Origin of the sequence: Thioalkalivibrio sp. ALE19 (assembly GCF_000428605.1) — a bacterium.
Classification (GTDB): Bacteria; Pseudomonadota; Gammaproteobacteria; order Ectothiorhodospirales; family Ectothiorhodospiraceae; genus Thioalkalivibrio.
On record NZ_AUAG01000024.1, the window covers coordinates 1 to 23,783 of the forward strand.

Consider the following 23,783-nt stretch of genomic DNA (forward strand, 5'->3'; position numbering starts at 1 on the left):
GTGGAGGGGTGGATTCCCGTCATCGCGAGTCGCGCAGTGACGTGGCGATCTCCATCCGAAGCCGCCTGTGCCAGGGTGCAGGCATCTTTGGCCGATTGCCGCGTCGCCTTCGGCTCCTCGCAATGACGGGGTGGAGGGGAGGGCAGAGCTTCGGTTCCTCGCAATGACGGGGTGGGCGCTTCGCGGCTTGGTCGGTATTGTCCGGGCGCGCGAACTCACACGCCGCTGCGGGGTCGATTGGTTCAGATCCCCGGACGAGGAAGACCCCATGCTGATTCGTGTTCGCCGGCGCAGTGACATCCCGCGCAGCGAGGTGACCCCGGAGGCGGTCTACCGGCGCCGCCGCGAGTTCATGAAGGGCGGTCTGGCCCTCGGGGCGGGGCTGGGCCTGGGGGCGCTGGGGCTTGCGGGCCCGGCGGGTGCGGACCTGCGCGACGAGCTGCAGCCCCTGGACGCGGAGCCGGGCGAGTTCTCCACCGACGAATCGCTGACCCCGTTCGAGGACGCGACCACCTACAACAACTTCTACGAGCTGGGTACCGGCAAGGAAGATCCGCACCGCCTGGCGGACAAGCTGCAGACCGATCCCTGGAGCATCCGCGTGGAGGGGCTCTGCGACAACCCCGGGGAGTATGCGCTGGAAGATTTCATCGATCCCTGGTCGCTGGAGGAGCGGATCTACCGCCTGCGTTGCGTGGAAGGCTGGTCGATGGTGATCCCGTGGATCGGCTTCGAGCTCAACCGCATCATCGACCGCGCCGAGCCGACCGGCAGCGCCCGGTATGTCGCCTTCGAAAGCATCCACGACCCGGACAACCTGCCGGGGCAGCGTCGCAGCGTGCTCGAGTGGCCGTACGTGGAAGGGCTGCGCATGGACGAGGCGCGGCATCCGCTGACGATCATCTCGGTGGGGATGTACGACCATGTGCTGCCCAACCAGAACGGGGCGCCGATCCGCCTGGTGGTGCCGTGGAAATACGGCTTCAAGAGCATCAAGTCGATCGTGCGCATCCGCTTCGTCGAGGACGAACCTCCGACCTCGTGGAACCGCATGCAGCCGAACGAGTACGGCTTCTACAGCAACGTGAACCCCGATGTGGACCACCCGCGCTGGTCGCAGGCCACCGAGCGGCGCATCGGCGAGTTCCGCCGCCGGCGCACCGAGATGTTCAACGGCTACGGAGAAGAAGTTGCCTCGATGTATGCCGGAATGGACCTGACCGAGAAGTTCTGAGTGGAAAGGCGCCGGCGCGCATCGGCTCGCCCGCCGCGCGGGGTGTGGACCCTGGTGCTGGCGGTCTCGCTGGCGCCGGGGGTGTGGATCGCGCTGCGCGCGGCCGGGTGGTTCGGCGGTCTCGGGGTCAATCCGATCGAGCGGCTGCTGGAGGATACCGGCACCCACGCGATGATCGCGCTGCTTGTGGCGCTGGCGGTTACGCCGCTGCGGCAGTGGACGGGCCTGGCCTGGATCAGCGCGCTGCGGCGGATGCTGGGGCTGGTGGCCTTTGCCTGGGTCAGCGCGCATCTGCTCGTCTGGGTCGGGCTGGATCTGTTCTTTGACTGGGTGCTGATCCTGGACGACATCCGTCACCGGCCGTATGTCACGGTCGGCTTTGCCGCCTGGCTGATCCTGCTGGTGCTGGCGCTGACCTCCACTCGGGGTGCACAGCGGCGGCTGCGGCGCTGGTGGCCGCGCCTGCACCGCCTGGCCTATGCGGCGGGCGTGCTGGCCATCCTGCACGTGCTGTGGCTGACCCGCGGCGCGGACTACGTCGAGGTGGGGATCTATGCTGCAGTGCTGGCGGTGCTCCTAGGCTGGCGGCTGTGGCGGGCCCTGCAGCCGGTGCGAAGGCCCCGGGCGGGATGAAAGATCTCCCCGCGGTCGGCGTCGCATCGCTACAATGGGGAAAACGTCAGACTGGAGCAGTTCCTTGGCCACCTTCACCCTCACCCTGCATGCCCCCGACGCCGAGCAGCCCGAGCTGCAGACGGTCTCGGTGGACGAATCCGGCGACGAGCTGCCCGAATACGGGCAGGTGTGGGTGTGGGACATCCTCTACGCACAGCAGCTGTTCGCGCTGGGTGACACCCAGCCGGCGCAGGATCTCAAGGAGATCCTCGAGCTGTGGGCGGTGAACATGTCCAGCAAGGTGTTCCAGCCGCACCAGCACATCCTGAACAAGGGGTATCTGGATCTCTCCGAGAACCTGAAGCTGGTGACCGACGAGGCGGAGCGCCCGGCGCCGGCGGATGGCGACCGTGTGATCGAGGTGCAGGTCACCGGGCAGGTCGGGCAGATGCCGGAGGTCTCGGTGTCGCCCGAGTCGCTGGAGGCGAACGATCGGGTGCATCTGGTGCTGGGACTGGCGCAGCACTTCAACTACGCCAACGACAAGTTCGGTCGCGAGCTGCCGATCCACGTGCTGGCGCTTCGCAAGTACCACGCCGATATCCAGTTGCCGCACACCCGCGAGGCGATGGATGACGGGCCGATGTACGCCATCCAGAAGGCCATGGAGTACTTCCAGGCCGCCAACCAGGGCACGGTCCAGTAGCGCCGGGCGGGCATGGGAAACACTGATCCATGAAGACCGTCTACCACAACGCCGATCCGGTGATGGCCGAGTTCATCGGCGGCATGCTCAACGACGCGGGCATCCCCGCCCACGTGCATCAGGCCGGGCTCTATGGCGCCTCGGGCGAGATCCCGCCCAACGAGTGCTGGGCGCGCATCGTGGTGGTGCACGAGGAGCAGGCCACCGAGGCGCGGGAACTGGTGATGGAATACCTCGAGGGCGATCCGGTGGGTGACGCGACCGAATGGACCTGCCCGAGCTGCGGCGAGCGGATCGAGCCGCAGTTCACCCAGTGCTGGAACTGCGGGCGCGAGCGGCGCTGAAGCGGCGTCAGCCGGAGCCGGCGCGGACCAGCGGCTGGTCGCCGTTGTAGTGCCGACCGATGCGGCGGATGTATTCGCGGGTTTCTTCGTAGGGCGGGACACCGCCATGGCTTTCCACCGCACCGGGACCTGCGTTGTAGGCCGCCAGGGCCAGGTCCAGGTCGCCGTCGAAGCGATGCAGCATGGCGGCCAGATAGCGTACCCCGCCGTGGATGTTCTGGACCGGATCGAAACGGTCGGTCACACCCAGCTCCGCCGCAGTGGCCGGCATCAGCTGCATCAGCCCGTGGGCGCCCACCCGTGACACGGCCTCGGGATCGAAGCACGACTCCACGTGGATCACGGACAGGACGAGTTCCGGATCCACGCCTTCGCGGCCGGCGGCGTCGTGGATGATGTCGGCGTATTCCCCGCCGCCGCTGGCCATCGCCCGTTGCGCGTTGCGGCCGCAGCGGGCGCGCGCCGGCGGACGGCCGTACTGGGCGATCAGCTCCATGCCGGGCCCCTGATTGCGCAGGTTGGTGACCAGACGTTCGCCGTCGGGTCCCTCGAAGACGAAGATCTCGGTCGGCGACCAGCCGTCGTCACCGCCGGTGGCCGTGTTGCCATGCGAGGACGAGGGACCGGGAACGTCCTCGTAATCGCCGTGTTCGGGCGGTTCGTCACTGATGACGCGAGCGCCATCGTCATCGATCCAGGTGTAGAAATCGGCCTGCGCCGGTACCGGGGCCGCGAGACCCCCTGTCAGGGCCAGTGACCCGACCACGAGGGTCAGGGCGGACAACCCCCTGCGCAACGCCGTAAGATGATGGACCGTGTTCAAGCCGGTTCTCCCGTCGATCTGCCGATCCCCATGACCGCCTTCTCTTCGACTGCCGCCATTATGAGGCCGGAAACCACGGCGCTGGAAGGCCTTTTGCGCGATGAATCCGCGCACGCGGGGCCGGCCCGGGTGGAAGTCCTGGATCGGGTGGATTCCACCAGCCGCTATCTCCTGGAGGACGTGTCCGCCGAGGCGCTGCCGCGGGCCGGACGGGTGTGTCTGGCGCGCGAGCAGACCGCCGGTCGGGGCCGTCGTGGCCGGGACTGGGTCGGGCACCCGGAAGACGGCATTGCACTGTCCGTGGCGTGGCCGCTGGAACCGGGTGAGCAGGTGCCGCCGGCGTGGCCGGTGGGCGCCGGACTGGTGCTCGGCGAGACCCTGCACGAACTGGGCTACGCCGCCGTCGGCCTGAAATGGCCCAATGATCTGGTGGTCGGCGAAGCCAAGCTGGGGGGCATCCTGGTCGAGCAGCAGGCGCCGCGTGTCGCCAACGGTGTCGGCGGGCGGCTGGTGGCGGGAGTGGGACTGAACCGCGCCGGGTCGCAGCGTCTGCAGCTGGGGCGTGCGGTGACCGACCTGGCCGCGCAGGGTGTCCCGCCGCCGGGCTGGCTGGAACTGGCGGGGCGCCTCGCCGCGAGTCTGCTCAGGGCGCATCCATGGCTGATGGCACACGGTCTGACTCAGGCCGGCGAGCGGCTGGGTGCCGTGGATGTACTGGCGGGGCAGCGCGTGGAACGCCTGGAGACCGGCGAGCGATTCCTCGCGCTGGGGATCGATCCGCAGGCCGGCACGCTCCGGGTGCGCGACGAAGAAAGCGGAGAACGGGGCGGGGAACAGGCTCTGCATTCCGGAGAGGTCAGCGTGCGCAGGTGGAATCATGCCGAGTGACGGGAACCCGGGCCTGACGCTACTGCTGGATCTGGGCAGCAGCCGCCTCAAATGGTCCCTGCGCGACGCGTCCGGGGTGGAACAGGCCAGCGGTGCCGACGCCGATATCGCGGCCGGCGTGGCGGAGCTGGCGCGGACGGTGTCGGTTCCGCCGGTGGCCGCATGGCTGGCGCGGGTCGGGCCACCCGAGCGCTCGCAGCGCCTGCGCGAGGCCCTGGCCACGGCCTGGCCCGGTCTGACGGTCGAGGAGGTGGAACCCCGTCTGGAGGCGGAGTCCGGCGTGGGCCGCGGGGCGACGGCGCAGTCGGGCGTGCTGGTGTCGCGATATGCCCACGGCCAGCTGGGCGTGGATCGTTATTGTGCCCTGCTGGCGGCGCGCGCGCGCGACCCGGGGCAGCCGGTGGTGCTGGTGGATGCCGGAACCGCCGTCACCGTGGACGTGCTGCGCGCCGACGGTGTGCATCTCGGGGGTTACATCCTGCCGGGGCTGCACGGTGGCTGGGCCGGGATGCAGAAGCTGCTGAGCGACCGCATCGCCCCGCGTGCGCCGGGCGCCGGTTTTGATCCGTGGCCCGAGCGCTCGCCGGGGCAGAGTACGGCCGCGGCACTGGACCGGGGCTGGGCCACGGCCTGGGCGGCGGGCGTGGCGGCCGTGGTGGCGGCCGGCCGTGAATCGCTCGTGGACACCCCGTACCCCGAGGAGGGGAGTACCGGCTCTGCGGGGGTGGCGCGCGTGCCGGTCTGTCTCCTGACGGGGGGGGATGCCCGGATGCTGATGGAGGATCTGCCGGGACCGGTCAGAATGGATCCCCGGCCCGTGCTGGACGGGCTGGCCGTGCTCGCCGGGCTGGAGCAGGCGGACGAGTCACGCACGGGGAGGGCGGGGGAATGATGCGCTGGACGATTTTTGCGTTGCTGCTGGCCAACCTTGGCTATCTGGGCTGGGCCTACCAGAGCGGACACCTGGATCCGGACCCCTGGTCCGATGCTCCGCCCCCGGAGGTCGGGGGCGAAGGCATCGAGGTGCTGGAGGTACGCACCGGGGCCGACGCGGAGCGTTTGCGCCAGCGCCTGGAGGCCCGGGAGGACCCCTCCGCGTCGGTCCAGGGCGGGGAATGATCGCTTCTTAATCCTCGCCCGGCATGCCGCGCTGCAGGGCGTCGAATCCGAGCGCGATGTCATCGGGGTCGGCACCGGGATGGATCTGCAGCTGGGCTTCCACGGCCGCCGGGTCCACGTGGCTGGCCGCCACCGCCTCCGCCGGCAGGTAATGCAGCCACCAGGCCAGTGCGGCCTGGGTGGGCACCTCGGTCCAGGGTTCGAGTTCCCCGCCCAGCCGTTCGGCATGAGCGTTCAGATCCTCGTTGAAGAACGGCTGCAGCCGGTCCAGGCGCGCCTGCGGGTCGGGTTCGCCGGCGGCGGTGTCCGTCGGATCGCGCTCCAGCGCCCGGGCGGCCCGGCGCAGTTCCAGACGGGCGATTTCCGGCCAGATCTGCGCGGGCAGATAGCCTTCCAGTTCGGGCTGGCCCTCGTCGGTGACCGCATGCAGGAAACCCGCCGGGATGCCCAGATAGGCATCCACGCCGCGCAGGGCGGTGTCGGACCACTCGAACAGCTCGTCATCGTCGAAGATCCGCGCACTGGCGGCCAGTGCCGCGATGGCCTGCCCCGAGGTATGGGCGTAGGTCGTGCGGTCGACCCGCGGCGGATCGGTGGCGCGGCGTTCATCCGGATCCAGTCGGTAATAGGCATTGTCGGCATACTGGGAGTTGCCGAAGCGCCGCTGGTCCTCGTCCCACATCGCATCGCGCAGCCAGCGGATCACGTCTTCCGCGATGTCGCGGTAGCGTTCATCGCCGGTTTCTTCCCAGGCGCGGGCGAACAGCCACAGGAACGCGGCATTCTGATCCAGGCGTTTGGAGGTCTCCAGGGCCCGGTCCGGGTCGCGCTGGTCGAAGTCATAGAAGAAAAAGAAGCCGCCATCCACCGGGTCGTGCAGGTCTTCGGCCACCTGATCCAGCAGACCCGGCATGCGCCCGGTCCATTCCTCCTGATCCAGCAGGAAGCGGTAGGTCCAGGGTTGCGGGCGCTTGCTCAGGGTGCCGAACAGCGCGCTGCCGCTGAGGCGGTCGGCGTCGGCGACGTACACCTGGTCGAGCATTTCAAGAAAGCCGCCGACCGTGGTGATCGGTTCCTCGGCGGGGGTTTCCTCGCGCCCCGTCACCGACACCACCCGCTGCTGGCGCTCCAGGATCCGGTACAGGCCGTCGGCGCGGATATGCCCGGTGAAGCGCGAGATCACGTCATCGTCCGGGGTGGTGATGACCACGAAGGGCAGACCGCGGCCGCCATAGCGCGTGAAGAGGTCGGCGCGCCGATCCAGGTCGATCAGGACCGGGATGTACTCCTCGTTCAGGATGTCCACCACCATGGGGTTTTCCAGCGACTCGTTCTGGAAGTCGATGCACCAGGTGCACCATTGCCCGTGGAAGTAGAAGAACAGCGGCTGGTTCTGATCCTCGGCCCGGTCGAACAGTTCGGGGTCGAAGCTGTTCCACTCGATCTGCGAATCCGCGGGGTAGTCTTCCGCCGGCGCCGCACCGACGAACAGCCACAGCGCCGCGATCAGCAGGGTACCCGCGGCGCGCAAGCCGTTGCGGGCGGATGAAACGTGTTGAGTTGCGGTTCCCATATCGGGCTCCCGGACCGCGTTGCGGTCGATTCTTTCGTAAAGCATAGACCCTGGCTGCGGGGCTTCTCCATGATCGCCGCGCTCGGCTGCTACCATGCCCGGGTTCATCCTAGGGGGCCTTGCATGAGAGACGAAAGCGCGCGGTTGGCTGTTCCGCGGAGGTGGCTGCGATGAGCGACGTGCGGATTCTGGTGCCGGGGCTGCGCGATGCCCTGGTGGCGGCACGCGCCGCCGGGGGCGGCGGGCTGGCGGTACGCTGGCTGCGGCAGCTGCTCGCGCGTTCGCGCGCGGCGACGCCCGCTGAAACCGTCACGGGGGTGCGACCGGACGAACCGCCCGGCTGGGAGCGGACCCTCGCGCAGGCGCTGGGATATACCGAACCCGGAAACGGAGGAGAGACGGGGTCCGCCTTGCGTACCTGGCTGGCCAGTCCGGTCGCACTGAATGCCGGCATGCGGGACCTGACCGCCCGCCCGGTGGACGGGGTCGCCGATACCGATCGGGAGGCCCTTTGGGCGGCCGCCGCACCGGAGCTGGAAAAGGTCGGGGCGCGGCTGGATCAGTCGCCGCAGGGCTTGTGGCTGCTGTCGATGGCCGCCGCGGGTGCCGACGGCGCCCGCAGCCCGTCGGCGGGCTGGGGCCGGCCGATGCCGGCCGCCGGCCTGGACAGCGAGGCCGCCCGCAGCCTGCAGGTGCTGGGCAACGCGATCCAGATGGCCTGGTTCCAGCATCCGGTCAACCAGCAGCGCGAACAGAGTGGTCTGGACCCGGTGCAGGGGCTGTGGTTCTGGTCGCCGGGCGACCCGCCGCCCGTCGCGCCGGCCGTGCAGATCGCCGGTGGCGGCATCCACGCCCGCTGGCTGGCGGAGACCGCGGGGGCGGACTGGAATCCCGATCCGGCGTCGGGTGGCGACGTGATCGTGATGGATTCGCTGGACGGTCCGGCGAGCCCGGAACGCATGGCCGAGCTGCTGTCCTCGCTGGTGCTCGAGGTCATCGCCCCGCGCGCCGCCGGCCTGCGCTTTGGTCGCACCGGGCGTCTGGAGATCGAGGATCCGCTGCTGCCACCGGCGGAGGGCCCGCGTCGCATCCTGCGCGGACGCGATACCTGGGCGCTGTGGCGCCGGCGGATGCCGTGGCCCGGTCTGTAACTCCATGCATGAGTGATACCACGCAGGCGGCCGGGCTTGGTATACTCCCGGGCTTTTTCCGCACGGGGAAACACCATGGAACTGAGTCCGCTCTACAGCCGGATCGAAGACCTGCAAGGCCGCATCGACGGCCTGAGGGGGTATCTTTGACTACGCTGGCAAGGAAGAACGGCTGGAAGAAGTCCAGCGCGAGCTGGAAGAAAACCCGGACATCTGGAATCAACCGGAGCAGGCCCAGGCCCTGAACAAGGAACGGGCCCAGCTGGAGGGCATCGTCCTCAACATCCGCGAGATCACGGATGCACTGAAGGACAGTCGCGAACTGCTGGAAATGGCCGAGGCCGACGATGACGCGGAAACCGTGTCTTCGGTCGAGGCGGATGTCGCGGGGCTGACCGCGCGCGTCGAGGCCCTGGAGTTCCGCCGCATGTTCTCCGGCGAGATGGACGAGGCCAATGCCTACGTCGACATCCAGGCCGGTTCCGGCGGCACCGAGGCGCAGGACTGGGCCAACATGCTGCTGCGGATGTATCTGCGCTGGGCCGAGAGCAAGGGCTTCAAGGTGGAGGTCACCGAACTCTCCGAGGGCGAGACCGCCGGGATCAAGAGCGCGACGGTGCGTGTCGAGGGCGACCATGCATTCGGCTGGCTGCGCACCGAGACCGGCGTCCACCGCCTGGTGCGCAAGTCGCCGTTCGACTCCGGCAACCGCCGCCATACCTCGTTCGCGTCGGTGTTCGTCTCGCCCGAGGTGGACGAGAACATCGAGATCGAGATCGATCCGTCCGACCTGCGCGTGGATACCTACCGTTCCTCCGGGGCCGGCGGGCAGCACGTCAACACTACCGACTCGGCGGTGCGCATCACCCACGAGCCGACCGGCATCGTGGCCGCCTGTCAGGCCGGACGCTCGCAGCACAAGAACCGCGAGATGGCGATGAACCAGCTGCGGGCCAAGCTGTACGAGCAGAAGATCCAGGAGCAGAACGCGGCCAAACAGGCGCAGGAAGAGACCAAGTCGGACATCGGCTGGGGCAGCCAGATCCGCTCCTATGTCCTGGACCAGTCGCGGATCAAGGATCTGCGCACGGGCGTGGAGGTCGGCAACACCCAGGGCGTGCTCGACGGCAACCTCGATCCCTTCATTGAAGCCAGCCTGAAGAGCGGGCTGTAACCCCCGGAAAACCCTCGATGACCGAAACAACCGACGAGAACAAGCTGATCGCGCAGCGCCGCGCCAAGCTCGACGAGCTGCGCACGGCCGGCAACGCCTTCCCCAACGACTTCCGCCGTGATTCCCTTGCGGGCGAGCTGCATGCCGCGCATGGCGAGGCCGAAGGCGAGGCGCTGGAGGCCGAGGGCATCGAGGTCTGCGTAGCCGGGCGCATGATCGGCAAACGGGTGATGGGCAAGGCCAGTTTTGTGCGCCTGCGCGACATGAGCGGGGACATCCAGCTGTTCGTGCAGCGCGATGCCCTGCCGGAAGGGGTGTATGCGGCGTTCAAGCAGTGGGATCTGGGCGACATCGTCGGCGCGCGCGGCACGCTGTTCCGCACGAAGACCGGCGAGCTGACCGTCAACCTGACCGAATTTCGCCTGCTGACCAAGGCCCTGCGGCCGCTGCCGGAGAAGTTCCACGGCCTGACCGACCAGGAGGCGCGCTACCGCCAGCGCTACGTGGACCTGATCACCAGTCCGGAATCGCGCGAGCTGTTCCGGCGGCGTACGCGGATCATCCGCTTCATCCGTGACTACTTCGAGGATGCGGGCTTTCTCGAGGTGGAAACCCCGATGATGCAGGTGATCCCCGGCGGGGCCACCGCGCGCCCGTTCATTACCCACCACAACGCGCTGGACATGCCGCTGTACCTGCGCGTGGCTCCGGAGCTGTTCCTCAAGCGTCTGGTGGTGGGCGGGTTCGAGAAGGTCTTCGAGATCAACCGCAATTTCCGCAACGAGGGGCTGTCCACACGGCATAACCCCGAGTTCACCATGCTGGAGTTCTACGAGGCCTTCGTGGACCACCATGCGCTGATGGATCGCACCGAGGCGCTGCTGCGCGGGCTGTGCGAGCACGTGCTGGGGACCACCACCGTGGAATACCAGGGCGTGACCTACGAGTTCGGCCGGTCGTTCGCGCGCATGACCGTGCGCGAGGCGATCCTGGCCCATAACGACGATATCGCGGATGCCGACCTGGACGACATCGAGCGCGTGCGCGCGCACTGCGAGCGCAAGGGCATCGAGGTGAAGCCGGGGTTCGGTCTCGGCAAGCTGTGGACCGAGCTGTTCGAGGCCACCGTCGAGAATCAGCTCCACGACCCGACGTTCATCACCGCCTATCCCACCGAGGTCTCACCGCTGGCCCGGCGCAATGACGACAATCCGTTCGTCACCGATCGCTTCGAGCTGTTCGTCGGCGGGCGCGAGATCGCCAATGGCTTCTCCGAGCTCAACGACGCCGAGGATCAGGCCGAGCGTTTCCGTGAGCAGGTCGCGGAGAAGGACGCCGGTGACGACGAGGCGATGCACTTCGATGCCGACTTCATCCGTGCTCTCGAGCACGGCCTGCCGCCCACTGCGGGGGAGGGCATCGGGATCGACCGCCTGGTCATGCTGCTGACCGACTCCAGCTCCATCCGCGACGTGCTGCTGTTCCCGCACATGCGCCCGGAAGCCTGATTCCGCCGGCCGATGCCCGGGCGGGGGCGTGACCGGGGGCGGTGGTCGCGGGTCAGGGTTTGTCCGGGGTAATGACGCCCCGCACGAGGAGTCCGGCGCACTGTGCCGCGGGAGCGGGACGGGCGAGCAGGAACCCCTGGAGCGTGCCACAGCCGGCGGCTTCCAGGAAACGCTGCTGTTCGATGTTTTCCACCCCTTCGGCGACGATCTCCAGGCCCAGGTTTTCGGCGAGGCTGAGGACCGTACGTACGATGGCCTCGCCGCTGCCGCCATTGTCGAGGTCGCGCACGAAGCTGCGGTCGATCTTGAGCACGTCCAGCGGGAAACGCTGCAGGTAGGCGAGTGACGAGTACCCGGTGCCGAAGTCGTCGAGGGCCACCCGCAGCCCCATGTCGCGAAATGCCCCCAGGGTGTGGATGACCCGCTGAATGTCGGCCATCAACATGCTCTCGGTCACCTCGAGCTCCAGCGCATCGGCCGGCGTGCCGGTTTCGGCGAGGATCCGGCGGATCCGCCGCGGCAGGTCCCGGTCACGGAACTGCGGGGCGGCCAGGTTGATGGAGATCCGCGGCGAGGGCAGTCCGCTGGCCTTCCAGCGCTGATGCTGGAGGCAGGCCTCGCGCAGGATCCATTCGCCCAGTTCCCGAATCAGTCCGGTTTCTTCCAGTACCGGGATGAAGGTCCCCGGCGACAGCACCTGTCCGTTGGGATCCTGCCAGCGGAGGAGGGCTTCGAGACCGGTAATGCGCCCGTTCCCGGCCTCGACCCGCGGCTGATAGTGCAGGAAGAAGCCTTCCTGACGGTAGACGGCGCGCCGTAGCTGGCCTTCCAGGGCGACCCGTGCGCGCGCCGTGGTGTTACGCTCGCCGGAGCAGAAACGCAGCCCGTTACCGCCTTCCCGCTTGGCCTGGTCCATGGCGGCACCGGCACGGCGCAACAGCTCGCCCGGTTCGCTGCCATCGTCGGGGTAGAGGGCCGCCCCGGCGGAGCCGGGTACGTAGACCTCTTCGCCGTCGACGACGAACAGTTCCTTCAGCCGATCGAGCAGGCCGGAGGCCTGCTGCACCAGGCCTTCGGCGTCCGTATTGCGGCCGAGGATGATGCCGAACTCGTCACCTCCGATACGCGCCAGGGTGTCGCCTTCCTCGAGGGCACCTTCGAGGCGCTGGCTGACACGCTGCAGCAGTGCGTCGCCGGTGGTGTGCCCCAGCCCCTCGTTGATCCCCTTGAACCGGTCGAGCCCCAGGTGCACAACCAGCAGGGGCCAGCCGCGGCCGCAGGCATATTCCATGCTTTCGTTCAGCCGCTGCAGGAATAGTTCGCGGTTGGGCAGGCCGGTCAGGGGGTCGTGCCAGGTCAGGTATTGCAGTCGGTCTTCGGTCTCGCGGCGTTCGGTGACGTCGTGCACGATCCCGGCCATGCGCCGTGGGCGGCCATGGTCGTCGAAACTCACGGTGCCGCGCTGGTAGACCACCCGCGTGGTGCCGTCCGGGCGGCGAATGCGGTGTTCGATGTCATATTCCGGACCGTCCGGACGCAGGGCGGCATTGATTGCCTGCTGGACCCGCTCCCGGTCGTCGGGGTGAACGGCCGCCATGAACGACTCGTGATTGGCGCCCCACTGCTCCCGGGTCATGCCGAAGATGCGATAGACCTCGTCGGACCAGCGGATCTCGTCTTGCTCGAAATCGGAGATCCAGGAACCCAGATGGGCGATGCGCTGCGCCTCGGCCAGCTCGGCCTCGCGCTGTTCCAGCGCTTCGCGGGCGTGGTGGCGCTCGGTGGAGTCGATGCCCAGGGTCTGCAGGTGGGTGAGCCGCCCGTGCTCGTCAAAGAAGGCGCGGGAGGTCCATTCGACCCAGCGCTGTGTACCGTCCGCCCGAATGACCGGGTTCTCGATGATCCGGACCGGCTGTTCCGGCGTGAAACGGGCCAGATCGGCGAGGTTGGCCTCCTGGTGCTCGACGGGCAGGTCCTCGATCCAGCGCCGGCCGACCAGATCGGCGCCGAAGTAGTCCCGCGCCATGCGGTTGGCGAACAGGATCGTGGTGTCGGGCCGGTAGACCGTGATGATGTGCGGGTGGTCCTCGATCAGGCTGCGGTAATCGATGACCAGCGTATCGTCGGGCCCGTATTGATGTTGATCCGTTTTCATCCTTGGTCCCTGCCTGGTGCCCGATCGCCATTGGCTCATTATGGCGATGGAAATTCGCCCGGTGCAATCGCGCCGGATCCGCCCGGCGAGTCCGGTTGCGCGAAACGCCATGCGCAGATCGGGTATCCTTGTGAATCTGAATCCGTACTCAGGGAGCCATCAATGCAGCCCTTTGCCTCGCGCAATGTCTTCGGTGAGGAACTCGAGCCCTGTGGCCGCGACCCGGTGACCGGGTTCTATCGCGACGGGCGCTGTGCCACCGGACACGACGACACCGGCATCCATACGGTCTGTGCCGAAGTGACGCAGGCGTTTCTCGATTATTCCCTGGCGCAGGGCAACGATCTGGTGACGCCGATGGAGGCCTTCGGCTTCCCCGGGCTCAAGCCCGGAGACCGGTGGTGCCTGTGCGCCGGCCGCTGGGTGGAGGCGTATCGGGCCGGCGTGGCGCCGGGGGTATACCTGCGGGCGACCCACGAGGAGACCCTGGCGATCATCCCGCTGGACGTGCTGCAGGCGCACGCGCGGGATCCGGCAGAGTAGCGCGGAAGCGTTCGCGGGCGCCTCAGGCGGGGCGGGCCAGATACCAGCGGATGACCGCCCAGTCGTAGGCCGCGTGCGCGATCATCACCACCACCAGGTTCTCGGTCACGTGGTAGACCCAGCCGAGATACAGGCCGATGAGGGTGGCGAAGACGAAGTACAGGTGGCTGACGTAGTGCGCCAGCCCGAACAGCACCGAGGCCAGCAGGATCGCGGCCCCGGGCGGCAGATGCAGTCCCAGCCACTGCTGTAGCACGCCGCGTACCAGGAGCTCCTCGCCGACTCCGGCGAGCACCGCGATCAGCACTACCGAGCCGGCCGGGGCCCCGCGAAACAGCAGATCCAAGAATTCCTGCAGCTGTGCCCGAATGTCGCGAAACGCCGGGTGGTCGGTCCAGCCCAGCACGGCGACCAGCAGGAACATCGGGGTGGTGACCAGCAGGCCCAGGGCCACGGCCTCGATGCTCCAGTCCATCGCGCCCAGCAAAGGCACTCCGGCGAGCGCCGCCAGCGCGAACGCCACGGGGATGAGTGCACCCTGGAACAGGGCCCCGGCGAGCAGGGGATGACGGGCGATGAACGGTCGCAAGGTGGCGGGAGGGGCAATGGTTGGTTGCGGGTGAGCGGGTCGGCCGGCCGGGCGATCGCCGCGGCCGGCAGTCCGCCCGGGGCTTTGCCTCAGGCCAGACGCGCGCGGTGGTCGAGGATCACGCGCACGCCGTGACGCTTGCCGCCGGGCAGGGCACCGAGCACGTCACGGCGCTCGGACTCCGCCAGGTGTTCGCAGGCCTGCGCCAGACCATGGCTGGGCAGACGGTCGGCCAGCCGCGCCAGGGTATCGGGATCCAGCGCCTGCAGCACCTCGGCCTGCGCCCGTTCGGTCAGCTTGAGGAAGCGCATGCGGGCGGCGGCCAGCTGGCCGGCGTCCAGCGCGCCCAGGATACCCGCCACGGCGGGGTCGGGACGCATGTCGGCCCAGTGCACGCCCCCAGCGGCATGATCGCCGCGGAATTCAGTGGCCGTGGGGAAATCCTGCACGGTGTCCATTGCCAGTTCGGTCATCTTCGGTCTCCTCGCATCGATTCAGTGAAATCAACCAACAACACGATGCGAAGGCCGTCCGGAGGTCCCCGATCGGGGAGCGGGCGGTGGGGCAGGCACGACCCGGTCACTACCGGGATGTGCGGGAACCCGTGATCCGGCGTGTATCCAGGTCACGACGGACCGGGTTCCGGGGCCTCGTTCAGACGAGGAGGCGGCGGGTCCGGGTCCGACGGACAGCTGGATACACGTCATCCGCCGCGCCGGCGGCCTTCGTGCACCGGCAACTGCAACTGTCCATGGGTGTCGTCATACCTCGTATGGCTCAACATGCGCTCGTGGCACCCGGCCACGAACGGGCGCGAATCATAGCGAAAGCGCGGGTGGCGAAACAAGCCTTGCGGCGGTGTGCGTTGACAGGTTCCGATGCGGGTTATAGTTTGACCCGTTTCCCGGCGCGCGCCGGATCAGGGTGCGCGTATCCTGATCGCGCCGGTCGCCAGCGCCGCAAAGCCTACGCCCGGTGATCCCGGGCCCAATCAGGAATCGACCCGTGACCGACGTCTTTCCCCGCATCGAGCGACTGCCCCCCTACGTCTTCAACATCGTGAACGAGTTGAAGGCCGAGGCTCGAGCTCGCGGCGAGGACATCATCGACTTCGGCATGGGTAACCCGGATCAGCCCACCCCGAAGCACATCGTCGACAAGCTGACCGAGGCGGTGCAGCGCGGGGACACCCACCGTTATTCGGTGTCGCGCGGGATCCCGCGCCTGCGCCGTGCCGTCACCCGCTGGTATCAGGATCGTTTCGACGTGGAGCTCGATCCGGAAACCGAGGCGATCGTGACCATTGGCTCCAAGGAAGGCCTGGCGCATCTTGCGCTGGCCACCCTGGGGCCGGGGGATGCGGTACTGGTGCCGAACCCGGCGTATCCCATCCATCCTTATGGCTGCGTGATCGCCGGCGCCGACGTGCGCCACGTGCCGCTGACGCCGGACGTCGATTTCTTTGCCGAGCTGGAGCGCGCGATCCGCGATTCCTGGCCCAAGCCGAAGATGCTGATCCTGAATTTCCCGGGGAATCCGACCACGCAGTGCGTGGATCTGGAGTTCTTTGAACGGGTGGTGGAGATCTGCCGCGAGCACGGGATCTGGATCGTGCACGATCTGGCCTACGCCGAGATCGCGTTCGACGGCTATCGGGCCCCCTCGATCCTCGAAGTGCCGGGCGCCAAGGACATCGCGGTGGAGTTCTACACCCTGTCCAAGACCTACAACATGCCCGGCTGGCGGGTCGGGTTCATGTGCGGCAATCCCACGCTGGTGGCGGCCCTGGCGCGCATCAAGTCGTATCTCGACTACGGCACCTTCACGCCCATTCAGGTGGCGGCGATCTCCGCACTGGAAGGGCCGCAGGACTGTGTCGACGAGATCCGCGAGACGTACCGCGTGCGTCGCGACGTGCTGTGCGACGGCCTGAACAAGCTCGGCTGGGCGGTGGAGAAGCCGAAGGCGACCATGTTCGTCTGGGTGCCGATCCCCGAGCCCTATCGCGAGATGGGGTCGCTGGAGTTCGCCAAGAAGCTGCTGCGCGACGCCAAGGTGGCGGTCTCGCCCGGGATCGGCTTCGGCTCCTACGGGGATGACCACGTGCGCTTCTCCCTGATCGAGAACGAGCAGCGCACGCGCCAGGCCCTGCGGGGGATCAAGGCGATGTTCCGGGCGGATTCCGTCCTCGCCGATGCCTCCGCGTAACCAGGCATTCGAAGACCAAAACCCGGATGCGGTGCATCCGGACGATCAGGGAAACAGGATCATATGACGCCGGTAAAGATCGGAATTCTCGGACTGGGTACCGTGGGCTGTGGCACGGTGAACGTGCTGGCCCGCAACGGCACCGACATCGCCGGGCGCGCCGGACGCGAGATCGAGGTCGTGGCCGCGGCAGCCCGTGACATCGAGCGCGAGCGCGACTGCGACACTTCCGGAACCCGCCTGACCACCGACCCTGGCGTGGTGGTTGACGATCCCGAAGTCGAGGTGGTTGTCGAGCTCATGGGCGGTACCGAAACTGCGCGTGATCTGGTCCTGCGGGCGATCGATGCCGGCAAGCACGTGGTGACCGCGAACAAGGCGATGATCGCGCTGTACGGCAACGAGATCTTCGAGCGGGCCCATGCGCGCGGCGTGATGGTGGCCTTCGAGGCGGCGGTGGCCGGTGGCATCCCGATCATCAAGGCGATCCGCGAGGGCCTGGCGGGCAACCGCATCGAATGGCTGGCGGGGATCATCAACGGGACCGGCAACTTCATCCTGACCGAGATGCGCGACAAGGGTCGTGACTTCGAGGACGTGCTGGCGGAGGCTCAGTCGCTGGGTTACGCCGAGGCCGATCCGACCTTCGACGTGGAGGGCATCGATGCGGCCCACAAGCTGGCGATCCTGGCCTCCATCGCCTTCGGCATCCCGCTGCAGTTCGACCGCGTGGCGGTCGAGGGCATCAGCGGGATCACCCGCGAGGACGTGGGCTTCGCTGCGGAGCTGGGGTACCGCATCAAGCATCTGGGCATCGCGCGTCGCATGCCGGACGGCTACGAACTGCGGGTGCATCCGACCCTGATCCCGGAACGCCGGCTGATCGCCAATGTGGACGGGGTGATGAATGCCGTGCTGGTGCAGGGCGTCGCGGTGGGGCCCACGTTGTACTACGGCGCCGGAGCCGGTGCCGAGGCGACCGCCTCGGCCGTGGTCGCCGATCTGGTGGACGTGGTGCGCGCCCTGACCACCGACCCCGAGAATCGCGTGCCGCATCTGGCGTTCCAGCCGGACGCGCTGTCGGAACGCCCGGTGCTGGCGCTGGAGGACGTCCAGACCTCGTTCTACCTGCGCCTGCGTGCCCAGGATCGTCCGGGGGTACTGGCCGACATTACCCGGATCCTGGGCGAGCATGGCATCAGCATCGAGGCGATCCTGCAGCGCGAGCCCGACCCGGAGCGGGGCGAGGCGACCATCATCATGCTGACGCACGCCGTGCGCGAGGGCGCGATGAACCAGGCGATCACGGCGGTGGAACAACTGCCGCACCTGCTGACACCGATCACGCGTATCCGCATGGAAGCGCTCTGAACAACCAACCGATCCGATCCACGACACGAGAATCCGCATGGCCCACGGACACCGCTACACCGGACTGATCGACCGCTACCGCGATCGGCTGCCGGTCCACGACGACACCCGCGTGATCTCCCTCGGCGAGGGGGCCACGCCGCTGATCCGGCTGAACAACATTCCCCGCGAGCTGGACAGCGAGGTGGAGATCTACGTCAAGTACGAGGGTCTGAACCCCACCGGCTCGTTCAAGGACCGGGGCATGACCATGGCGGTCACCCGCGCGGTGGAAGAGGGTTCGCGGGCGATCGTTTGCGCCTCCACCGGTAACACCTCGGCCGCCGCCGCGGCCTATGCCGCCCGCGCGGGGATCACTGCGTTCGTGGTCATCCCGGACGGCAAGATCGCGATGGGCAAGCTGGCGCAGGCGATGATGCACGGGGCCACGGTGATCCAGATCGCCGGGAATTTCGACGACGGCATGCGGCTGGTCAAGGAGGTGGCCTCGAATACCCCGGTGACCCTGGTCAATTCGGTCAACCCGTACCGTCTGCAGGGGCAGAAGACCGCGGCCTTCGAGATCATCGAGGAACTGGGCCGGGCACCGGATTATCACTGCCTGCCGGTGGGCAATGCCGGCAACATCACCGCACACTGGATCGGCTACAGCGAGATGGCCGCCCGCAGCAGCGAGGACGTGACCGACGCCTGCGCCTACTGCCAGGGGCACTGCAAGTATGCCGGCGGCGGCATGGTCGGGAACCGGCCGCACATGGTGGGCTATCAGGCCTCGGGTTCGGCGCCGTTCATGCGCGGGGCCATGGTGGACGATCCCGACACCGTCGCGACCGCGATCCGCATCGGTCACCCGCAGTCCTGGGACATGGCGTGGAAGGTGCGCGAGGAATCCGGTGGCTGGTTCGACGAATGCGCGGATGACGAGATCCTGGCCGCGCAGAAACTGCTGGCGGAGAAGGAAGGAGTGTTCTGCGAACCGGCCTCCGCCGCCTCGCTGGCCGGTGCCCTGCGCGACATTCGCTCGGGGCGAATCCCGGCGGGGTCCACCGTGGTCTGCACGCTCACCGGCAATGGCCTCAAGGACCCGGACACCGCGATCAGTCAGAGCGTGGTCCAGCCGACGCGGGTGCCCGCGGAGCTGGACGCCGTGTCGCAGGCGATCCGCGACAACCTCGCCTGAAGCCGTCGGCCTGAACCCCGGGGGCCGATTCCGGCCCCGCGGGCAGGGTCAGTTCGCCGGGCGTTCGGGGATCTCGATCCGGGCGGCTTCGCGCAGGCGTTCGATCTCTTCCTGGATCGCGCGGCTTTCCAGGATCTCGATCAGTTCGGCCCGCACGTCTTCCATGGGCGGCGGGTCGACCGGGCGCGTCTCTTCCAGCCGGATCAGGTGCCAGCCGAAGCGGCTTTCCACCGGATCCGTCGTCGTCTCGCCGGGTTCCAGGCGCTGCACGGCATCGCTGAAGGCCGGCACCATGCGGCCGGCTTCGAACCAGCCCAGGTCACCTCCGCGTTGGGCGGAGCCGGGGTCGGTTGAATGCGCTTCCGCCAGCTCGGCAAACGACACCCCGTCCTCGAGTTCGGCCAGCAGGTCCCGGGCGGTTTCCTCGCTCTCGACCAGGATGTGGCGGGCGCGGTACTCCTCGGCGGCCATCTGCTCCACCTGGCGTTCGTATTCGGCGCGCAGGTCGTCCTCGGTGAGTTCCAGCTCGGCCGTCATCCGTTCCATCATCTCGGAGGCGAGGAAGTTGGTGCGGACCATCTCGAGGATCCGGCGCGTTTCTTCTTCCTCGTGCAGGCCACGCCGCTCGGCTTCCTGGCGCAGCAGCCGCAGGCTGATCAGCTCGTCGAGTACGCCATCATCGCCGGCCATCCCGGGGTCGTCGTCCAGGCCGGAATAGGTGAAGACATCGGCCCGGGTGATCGGTTCGCCATCGATGCGCGCGAGGATTTCGGCGTCTTCGGTCGTCGTGGCGGCACCGGTTTCGTGGCCATTGCGTTCGTCAGACGGACCATCGTTGCCGCAGGCGGCAAGCGAGGTGACGGCGGCGAGGATCGCGGCCGCGAGCAGGCCGCGGGGTGCGGACAGGGGGAAGGTTGATGCGGCCATTCAGAACACCTGCTTGAAGGGGCGGACATCCACCGAGGCATACACCCCGGCCCGGACATAAGGATCGGCATCGGCCCATTCGCGGGCCGCTTCCAGCGACGGGAATTCGGCGACGATCAGGCTGGCGCTGAAACCGGCCGGCCCCGGATCGGGGCTGTCGATCGCGGGGCACGGACCGGCCAGCACCAGGCGTCCGGCATCGCGCAGGGCCTGCAGGCGTTCCAGGTGTTCCGGACGCGCCGCCAGGCGGGCGTCCAGCGAATCGGGGGCATCGTGGCCCTGGATCATGTAGAGCATCGGCATTCCGTGTCGGGGGGACAGGCGGGCATTGTAACGTCACGGGCGGGTGCGGCGTGATGGTCGGGTCACAGTTGCGCTACACTGCGCGCTTTGTCCGATCTGCGGTTCCCCATGAGTACGTTCGCGATCCACCCCGAGAATCCCCAGCCACGGCTGATCCGCCAGGTCTGCGACCGGCTGCAGGAAGGTGCGGTGATCGCCGTGCCCACCGATGCCTGTTATGCGCTCGCGTGCCTGCCCGGTGACAAGACCGGCGCCGATCGCATCCGCCGCATCCGCGAGGTGGACGAGACCCATCATCTCACCCTTCTGTGCCGTGACCTGTCCGAACTGGGGGTGTACGCCAAGGTGGACAACAGCGCCTTTCGGCTGATGAAAACCCTGACGCCGGGGCCCTACACCTTCATTCTCCCCGCCACCCGCGAAGTCCCGCGGCGGTTGCAGCATCCCAGGCGCCGGACGATCGGACTGCGGGTGCCGGACAGCCCCATCGTGTCCGCGCTGCTGGCGGAACTCGGAACGCCGCTGATGTCCGCCACCCTGCAGCTGCCGGGGGACGATACCCCGCTGACCGAGGTGTGGGAGATCGAAGAGCGTCTTGCGCATGCGGTGGACGCGATCCTGGACGGAGGAGCAGGGACGCTGGAGGCCACCACGGTGCTGGACCTGACCGGTGACGGCGTGGAAGTGGTGCGACAGGGCCTCGGGGACGTGGCCTTTCTGGAAGAATAGCCATGCGTAAATGGATCATCCTGGCCGCTCTGGTGGTCGCCATTGGTGCGGCATGGCCCTGGTACGTCGGGGGACAGGTGGAAGACACCCTCGACGCGCGCATGGAGCTGCAGGCGGACGGTCTGGAGCTGCGCCACGAGCCCGTTCGCTACGAGCGGGGCTATCGCGAGGCGCGTGCGGAAGGAACACTGCACCTGCGTCGTGGCGAGGACGCTTACGAACTACCGGTGGTGCACGAGGTGCAGCACGGGGTGCTGGGCGCGAGGATCGCCACCCGCCTGGATCACGCGGCCCTCGACGACGCCCTCGCGGAGCATGACGGGCTGGCCGCGATCCTGCAGCGTCTTGCGCCCGAGGCGGAGAGCCGGACCGGCCTGGGTGGCGGCGTCACGACCCGCCTGCGCGTGCAGGATACGCGCCTGGATGTTGCGCAATGGGCGGCAGTGGCACCGCTCCGGGACGCGGAGGGCCCGTTGTGGCTGGAGTTCGAGGACGCCCTGGGGCAGTTCGCCTGGTCGGACGAGCAGGCGATGGCGAGTCTGTCGGTCCCGCGTCTGCGACTCGATCAGGCGGACGGAACCCTGGTGTTCGAGGGGCTGCGGCAGGTCCTGGCGCTGGAGCCCGACGCCGACGGGGTCTATGGCGTGCTTCCGGATTATGAAGGCGGCGTGGCGGCCGACCGGATGGAATGGACGGGTCCGGGATGCGAGGGCAGTCTGCTTCTGAAGCGTGCCCGGATCAATGCGTTCCAGAGCACCCATGGCGACCGGCTGGACGCCCGCGCTCGCCTGGAAATCGACCGGATGACCGTGACGCGGAGCACGCAGCGTCTCGTGCGCCAGAGCGGGCCGATGGATCTGCAGCTGGGGCTGGAGCGCTGGGACCGCGCAGCCATGGAGCAGCTCGCCGGAACCCTGCGTGACCCGGCGCACCGGCGCCAGGAGGCCGAGCAACGCCGCGATCTCACCCATGCCGCGATGATCGATGCCGTGAGCCAGTCGCTGGAGCGCAGCCCGGCGGTGACGCTCGGGGCGATCATGAACGACGAGCCGGAGCGTCGGCTGGAGCTGGAGGGCAACCTGGTCTTTTCCGGGACGCCCGACGGCTTCCGCATGCGCCCGGTGGAGGCGATCGCGCTGGACATGCAGGCCGCGGTCGGGCTGCAATGGCCCGAGTCGCTGGTCGGGCTGACCGACCCGCAGCCGTTCGGCCGGGTGCTGGCCGCGGCCGAGGCGGATGCCTGGCTGGAACGCGACGGCGAGATCCTGAGCGGGACTCTGGCGATGCGTGACGGCCGCATCCACGTCAACGAGCGGGACCGCACCGCCAGTGCCCTGGGCCTGCTGTTCGCCGCCGCCGGCGGCATGTTCTGACACCGACCATCTCAGCCTCATCAGTCAACCATCAGGAAGGATCGCGACCGTGACCACCAATCAGGGGACGAATCAGCGTGTTATCTCGGGGATGCGGCCCACCGGGCGTCTGCATCTCGGGCATTATCACGGAGTCCTGAAGAACTGGATCGAGCTGCAGCATAACTACGAGTGCTTTTTCTTCGTTGCGGACTGGCATGCGCTGACCACGCATTACGAAGACCCGGGCGACCTGCAGCAATACGTGACCGAGATGGTGATCGACTGGCTGGCCGCGGGGGTGAGTCCGGGATCGGCCACCCTGTTCGTGCAGTCGCGGGTGCCGGAACATGCCGAGCTGCATCTGCTGCTATCCATGATTACCCCGCTGGGCTGGCTGGAGCGGGTGCCGACGTGGAAGGACCAGCAGGAACAGCTGCGCGAGAAGGATCTGGCGACCTACGGGTTTCTCGGCTATCCGGTGCTGCAGAGTGCCGACGTGCTGGCCTATCGCGCCGGCATGGTGCCGGTGGGCGAGGACCAGGTCTCGCACCTGGAGGTCACGCGCGAGCTGGCGCGGCGCTTCAACCATCTGTACGGGCGCGAACCCGGGTTTGCCGAAAAGGCCGAGCAGGCCGTGGACAAGATGGGCAAGAAGGCAGCCAAGCGCTACCGCGATCTGCGCAAGCGCTTCCAGGAGCAGGGCGAGGACGAGGCCCTGGAGGTCGCCCGGGCGATGCTGGAATCACAGCAGAACATCTCGCTGAAGGACCGCGAACGGCTGTTCGGCTATCTCGAGGGCGGGGGCAAGATCATCCTGCCCGAGCCGCATCCGAAGCTGACGCCCACCGCGAAGATGCCCGGGCTTGACGGGCGCAAGATGTCCAAGAGCTATGGCAACACCATCAGCCTGCGGTCCGAGCCGCAGGAGGTGGAAAGCCAGATCCGGACCATGCCCACCGATCCGGCGCGGGTGCGCCGCACCGATCCGGGGACGCCGGAAAAATGCCCGGTGTGGGAGCTGCACCAGGTCTACACCGGCGAGGACAAGCGGGGCGAGCTCTACGAGGGCTGCACCACCGCCGGGATCGGCTGCCTGGACTGCAAGAAGCCCCTGATCGCGGCCATCCAGGAGGAGCTGGAGCCGATCCAGCAGCGCGCGCGCGAATACGCCAGTGATCCGGGGCTGGTGCGCTCGATCATGGTCGAGGGCTCGGAGGCCGCGCGCGAAGAGGCGCGCGAGACCCTGGAGGAGGTCCGGCGCGCGATGGGGCTGGACTACCTGCGGTAG

Annotated in this window: 24 protein-coding genes; 17 read left to right on the plus strand and 7 right to left on the minus strand. The window is 68.1% G+C overall.

Annotation, left to right across the window (positions count from 1 at the left end; all coding sequences use genetic code 11):
- Nucleotides 1-268: 268 nt before the first annotated feature.
- The 4 genes from msrP to F787_RS0110200 all read left to right on the plus strand — a co-directional run bounded on the left by msrP (nt 269) and on the right by F787_RS0110200 (nt 2,899).
- Nucleotides 269-1,234 carry a protein-methionine-sulfoxide reductase catalytic subunit MsrP gene (msrP, locus tag F787_RS0110185; RefSeq protein WP_028492099.1) on the plus strand — a complete coding sequence of 322 codons (966 nt, stop codon included), beginning with the start codon at nt 269-271 and terminating at the stop codon, nt 1,232-1,234.
- Entirely contained in the window at nt 1,235-1,867 is a 633-nt protein-coding gene (locus F787_RS0110190; RefSeq protein ID WP_028492100.1) for a sulfite oxidase heme-binding subunit YedZ, read from the plus strand. It abuts the gene before it with no gap.
- Between the two features lie 64 nt (nt 1,868-1,931).
- On the plus strand, nt 1,932-2,555 hold the full coding sequence (locus F787_RS0110195) for a hypothetical protein (protein WP_019022183.1): 624 nt from the start codon (nt 1,932-1,934) through the stop codon (nt 2,553-2,555).
- A 29-nt stretch (nt 2,556-2,584) separates the two neighbouring features.
- Nucleotides 2,585-2,899, plus strand: a complete 315-nt coding sequence (locus F787_RS0110200; RefSeq protein WP_018869615.1) for a DUF2007 domain-containing protein — start codon at nt 2,585-2,587, stop codon at nt 2,897-2,899.
- Between the two features lie 7 nt (nt 2,900-2,906).
- On the opposite strand, the gene F787_RS0110205 is transcribed toward F787_RS0110200, so the two are convergent.
- Nucleotides 2,907-3,683 (minus strand): lytic transglycosylase domain-containing protein, encoded by a 777-nt coding sequence (locus F787_RS0110205; protein WP_051246108.1) that lies wholly within the window; start codon nt 3,681-3,683, stop codon nt 2,907-2,909.
- A 99-nt stretch (nt 3,684-3,782) separates the two neighbouring features.
- Between F787_RS0110205 and F787_RS0110210 the strand changes: the two genes are divergently transcribed.
- Genes F787_RS0110210 through F787_RS0110220 form a run of 3 tightly spaced genes read left to right on the plus strand, consistent with a single transcriptional unit; the run spans nt 3,783 to nt 5,729 of the window.
- Nucleotides 3,783-4,610 carry a biotin--[acetyl-CoA-carboxylase] ligase gene (locus F787_RS0110210; RefSeq protein ID WP_028492102.1) on the plus strand — a complete coding sequence of 276 codons (828 nt, stop codon included), beginning with the start codon at nt 3,783-3,785 and terminating at the stop codon, nt 4,608-4,610.
- Nucleotides 4,600-5,502: a type III pantothenate kinase gene (locus tag F787_RS0110215; protein WP_028492103.1), complete on the plus strand. Its 903-nt coding sequence runs from the start codon at nt 4,600-4,602 to the stop codon at nt 5,500-5,502. The genes F787_RS0110210 and F787_RS0110215 overlap by 11 nt, the downstream gene beginning before the upstream one ends.
- Nucleotides 5,499-5,729, plus strand: coding sequence for a hypothetical protein (locus tag F787_RS0110220; RefSeq protein ID WP_028492104.1), 231 nt, complete (start codon nt 5,499-5,501; stop codon nt 5,727-5,729). Before F787_RS0110215 ends, F787_RS0110220 begins: the two co-directional genes overlap by 4 nt.
- A gap of 7 nt (nt 5,730-5,736) precedes the next feature.
- Here the strand turns inward: F787_RS0110220 and F787_RS0110225 are convergent, their stop codons facing one another.
- A complete protein-coding gene (locus tag F787_RS0110225; RefSeq protein ID WP_028492105.1) occupies nt 5,737-7,302 on the minus strand; it encodes a DUF255 domain-containing protein in 1,566 nt (521 codons plus the stop codon).
- A 170-nt stretch (nt 7,303-7,472) separates the two neighbouring features.
- Between F787_RS0110225 and F787_RS0110230 the strand changes: the two genes are divergently transcribed.
- From F787_RS0110230 to lysS, 3 genes are all read left to right on the plus strand, one after another.
- On the plus strand, nt 7,473-8,453 hold the full coding sequence (locus F787_RS0110230; RefSeq protein WP_019570077.1) for a hypothetical protein: 981 nt from the start codon (nt 7,473-7,475) through the stop codon (nt 8,451-8,453).
- 75 nt (nt 8,454-8,528) lie between these two features.
- A protein-coding gene (gene prfB, locus F787_RS0110235) for a peptide chain release factor 2 (RefSeq protein WP_099049988.1) occupies nt 8,529-9,627 on the plus strand; the annotation gives its coding sequence in 2 pieces (ribosomal slippage) (nt 8,529-8,600 and nt 8,602-9,627; 1,098 coding nt in all).
- Nucleotides 9,628-9,644: 17 nt separating this feature from the next.
- Complete coding sequence (gene lysS / locus F787_RS0110240; RefSeq protein WP_028492106.1) at nt 9,645-11,135, plus strand: lysine--tRNA ligase; 1,491 nt, start codon at nt 9,645-9,647, stop codon at nt 11,133-11,135.
- Nucleotides 11,136-11,187: 52 nt separating this feature from the next.
- Here the strand turns inward: lysS and F787_RS0110245 are convergent, their stop codons facing one another.
- Entirely contained in the window at nt 11,188-13,290 is a 2,103-nt protein-coding gene (locus F787_RS0110245; protein WP_051246110.1) for a bifunctional diguanylate cyclase/phosphodiesterase, read from the minus strand.
- Between the two features lie 162 nt (nt 13,291-13,452).
- On the opposite strand from F787_RS0110245, the gene F787_RS0110250 reads away from it, so the two are divergent.
- Nucleotides 13,453-13,833 carry a DUF2237 family protein gene (locus tag F787_RS0110250; RefSeq protein ID WP_018869605.1) on the plus strand — a complete coding sequence of 127 codons (381 nt, stop codon included), beginning with the start codon at nt 13,453-13,455 and terminating at the stop codon, nt 13,831-13,833.
- A gap of 22 nt (nt 13,834-13,855) precedes the next feature.
- Here F787_RS0110250 and F787_RS0110255 read toward each other — a convergent pair whose 3' ends face one another.
- Both F787_RS0110255 and F787_RS0110260 read right to left on the minus strand, forming a co-directional pair.
- Nucleotides 13,856-14,422, minus strand: a complete 567-nt coding sequence (locus F787_RS0110255; protein WP_019570072.1) for a CPBP family intramembrane glutamic endopeptidase — start codon at nt 14,420-14,422, stop codon at nt 13,856-13,858.
- Between the two features lie 89 nt (nt 14,423-14,511).
- A complete protein-coding gene (locus tag F787_RS0110260; RefSeq protein WP_019590075.1) occupies nt 14,512-14,895 on the minus strand; it encodes a magnesium transporter MgtE N-terminal domain-containing protein in 384 nt (127 codons plus the stop codon).
- 532 nt (nt 14,896-15,427) lie between these two features.
- On the opposite strand from F787_RS0110260, the gene alaC reads away from it, so the two are divergent.
- The 3 genes from alaC (at nt 15,428) to thrC (ending at nt 19,181) form a co-directional block, all read left to right on the plus strand.
- Nucleotides 15,428-16,630 carry an alanine transaminase gene (alaC, locus tag F787_RS0110265; RefSeq protein ID WP_018869602.1) on the plus strand — a complete coding sequence of 401 codons (1,203 nt, stop codon included), beginning with the start codon at nt 15,428-15,430 and terminating at the stop codon, nt 16,628-16,630.
- Between the two features lie 63 nt (nt 16,631-16,693).
- Nucleotides 16,694-18,001, plus strand: a complete 1,308-nt coding sequence (locus F787_RS0110270) for a homoserine dehydrogenase (RefSeq protein ID WP_028492108.1) — start codon at nt 16,694-16,696, stop codon at nt 17,999-18,001.
- 37 nt (nt 18,002-18,038) lie between these two features.
- Complete coding sequence (gene thrC, locus F787_RS0110275) at nt 18,039-19,181, plus strand: threonine synthase (RefSeq protein ID WP_018869600.1); 1,143 nt, start codon at nt 18,039-18,041, stop codon at nt 19,179-19,181.
- Nucleotides 19,182-19,229: 48 nt separating this feature from the next.
- On the opposite strand, the gene F787_RS0110280 is transcribed toward thrC, so the two are convergent.
- Together F787_RS0110280 and F787_RS0110285 are read right to left on the minus strand one after the other, a co-directional pair.
- A complete protein-coding gene (locus F787_RS0110280) occupies nt 19,230-20,108 on the minus strand; it encodes a peptidylprolyl isomerase (protein WP_042805878.1) in 879 nt (292 codons plus the stop codon).
- Nucleotides 20,109-20,405, minus strand: coding sequence for a YciI family protein (locus tag F787_RS0110285; RefSeq protein ID WP_018869598.1), 297 nt, complete (start codon nt 20,403-20,405; stop codon nt 20,109-20,111).
- Between the two features lie 114 nt (nt 20,406-20,519).
- On the opposite strand from F787_RS0110285, the gene F787_RS0110290 reads away from it, so the two are divergent.
- The 3 genes from F787_RS0110290 to F787_RS0110300 are packed head-to-tail and all read left to right on the plus strand — an operon-like array spanning nt 20,520 to nt 23,783.
- Complete coding sequence (locus F787_RS0110290) at nt 20,520-21,140, plus strand: L-threonylcarbamoyladenylate synthase (protein ID WP_038036659.1); 621 nt, start codon at nt 20,520-20,522, stop codon at nt 21,138-21,140.
- A 2-nt stretch (nt 21,141-21,142) separates the two neighbouring features.
- Nucleotides 21,143-22,513, plus strand: a complete 1,371-nt coding sequence (locus F787_RS0110295; protein WP_028492110.1) for a DUF945 family protein — start codon at nt 21,143-21,145, stop codon at nt 22,511-22,513.
- Between the two features lie 49 nt (nt 22,514-22,562).
- Complete coding sequence (locus tag F787_RS0110300) at nt 22,563-23,783, plus strand: tryptophan--tRNA ligase (protein WP_018869595.1); 1,221 nt, start codon at nt 22,563-22,565, stop codon at nt 23,781-23,783.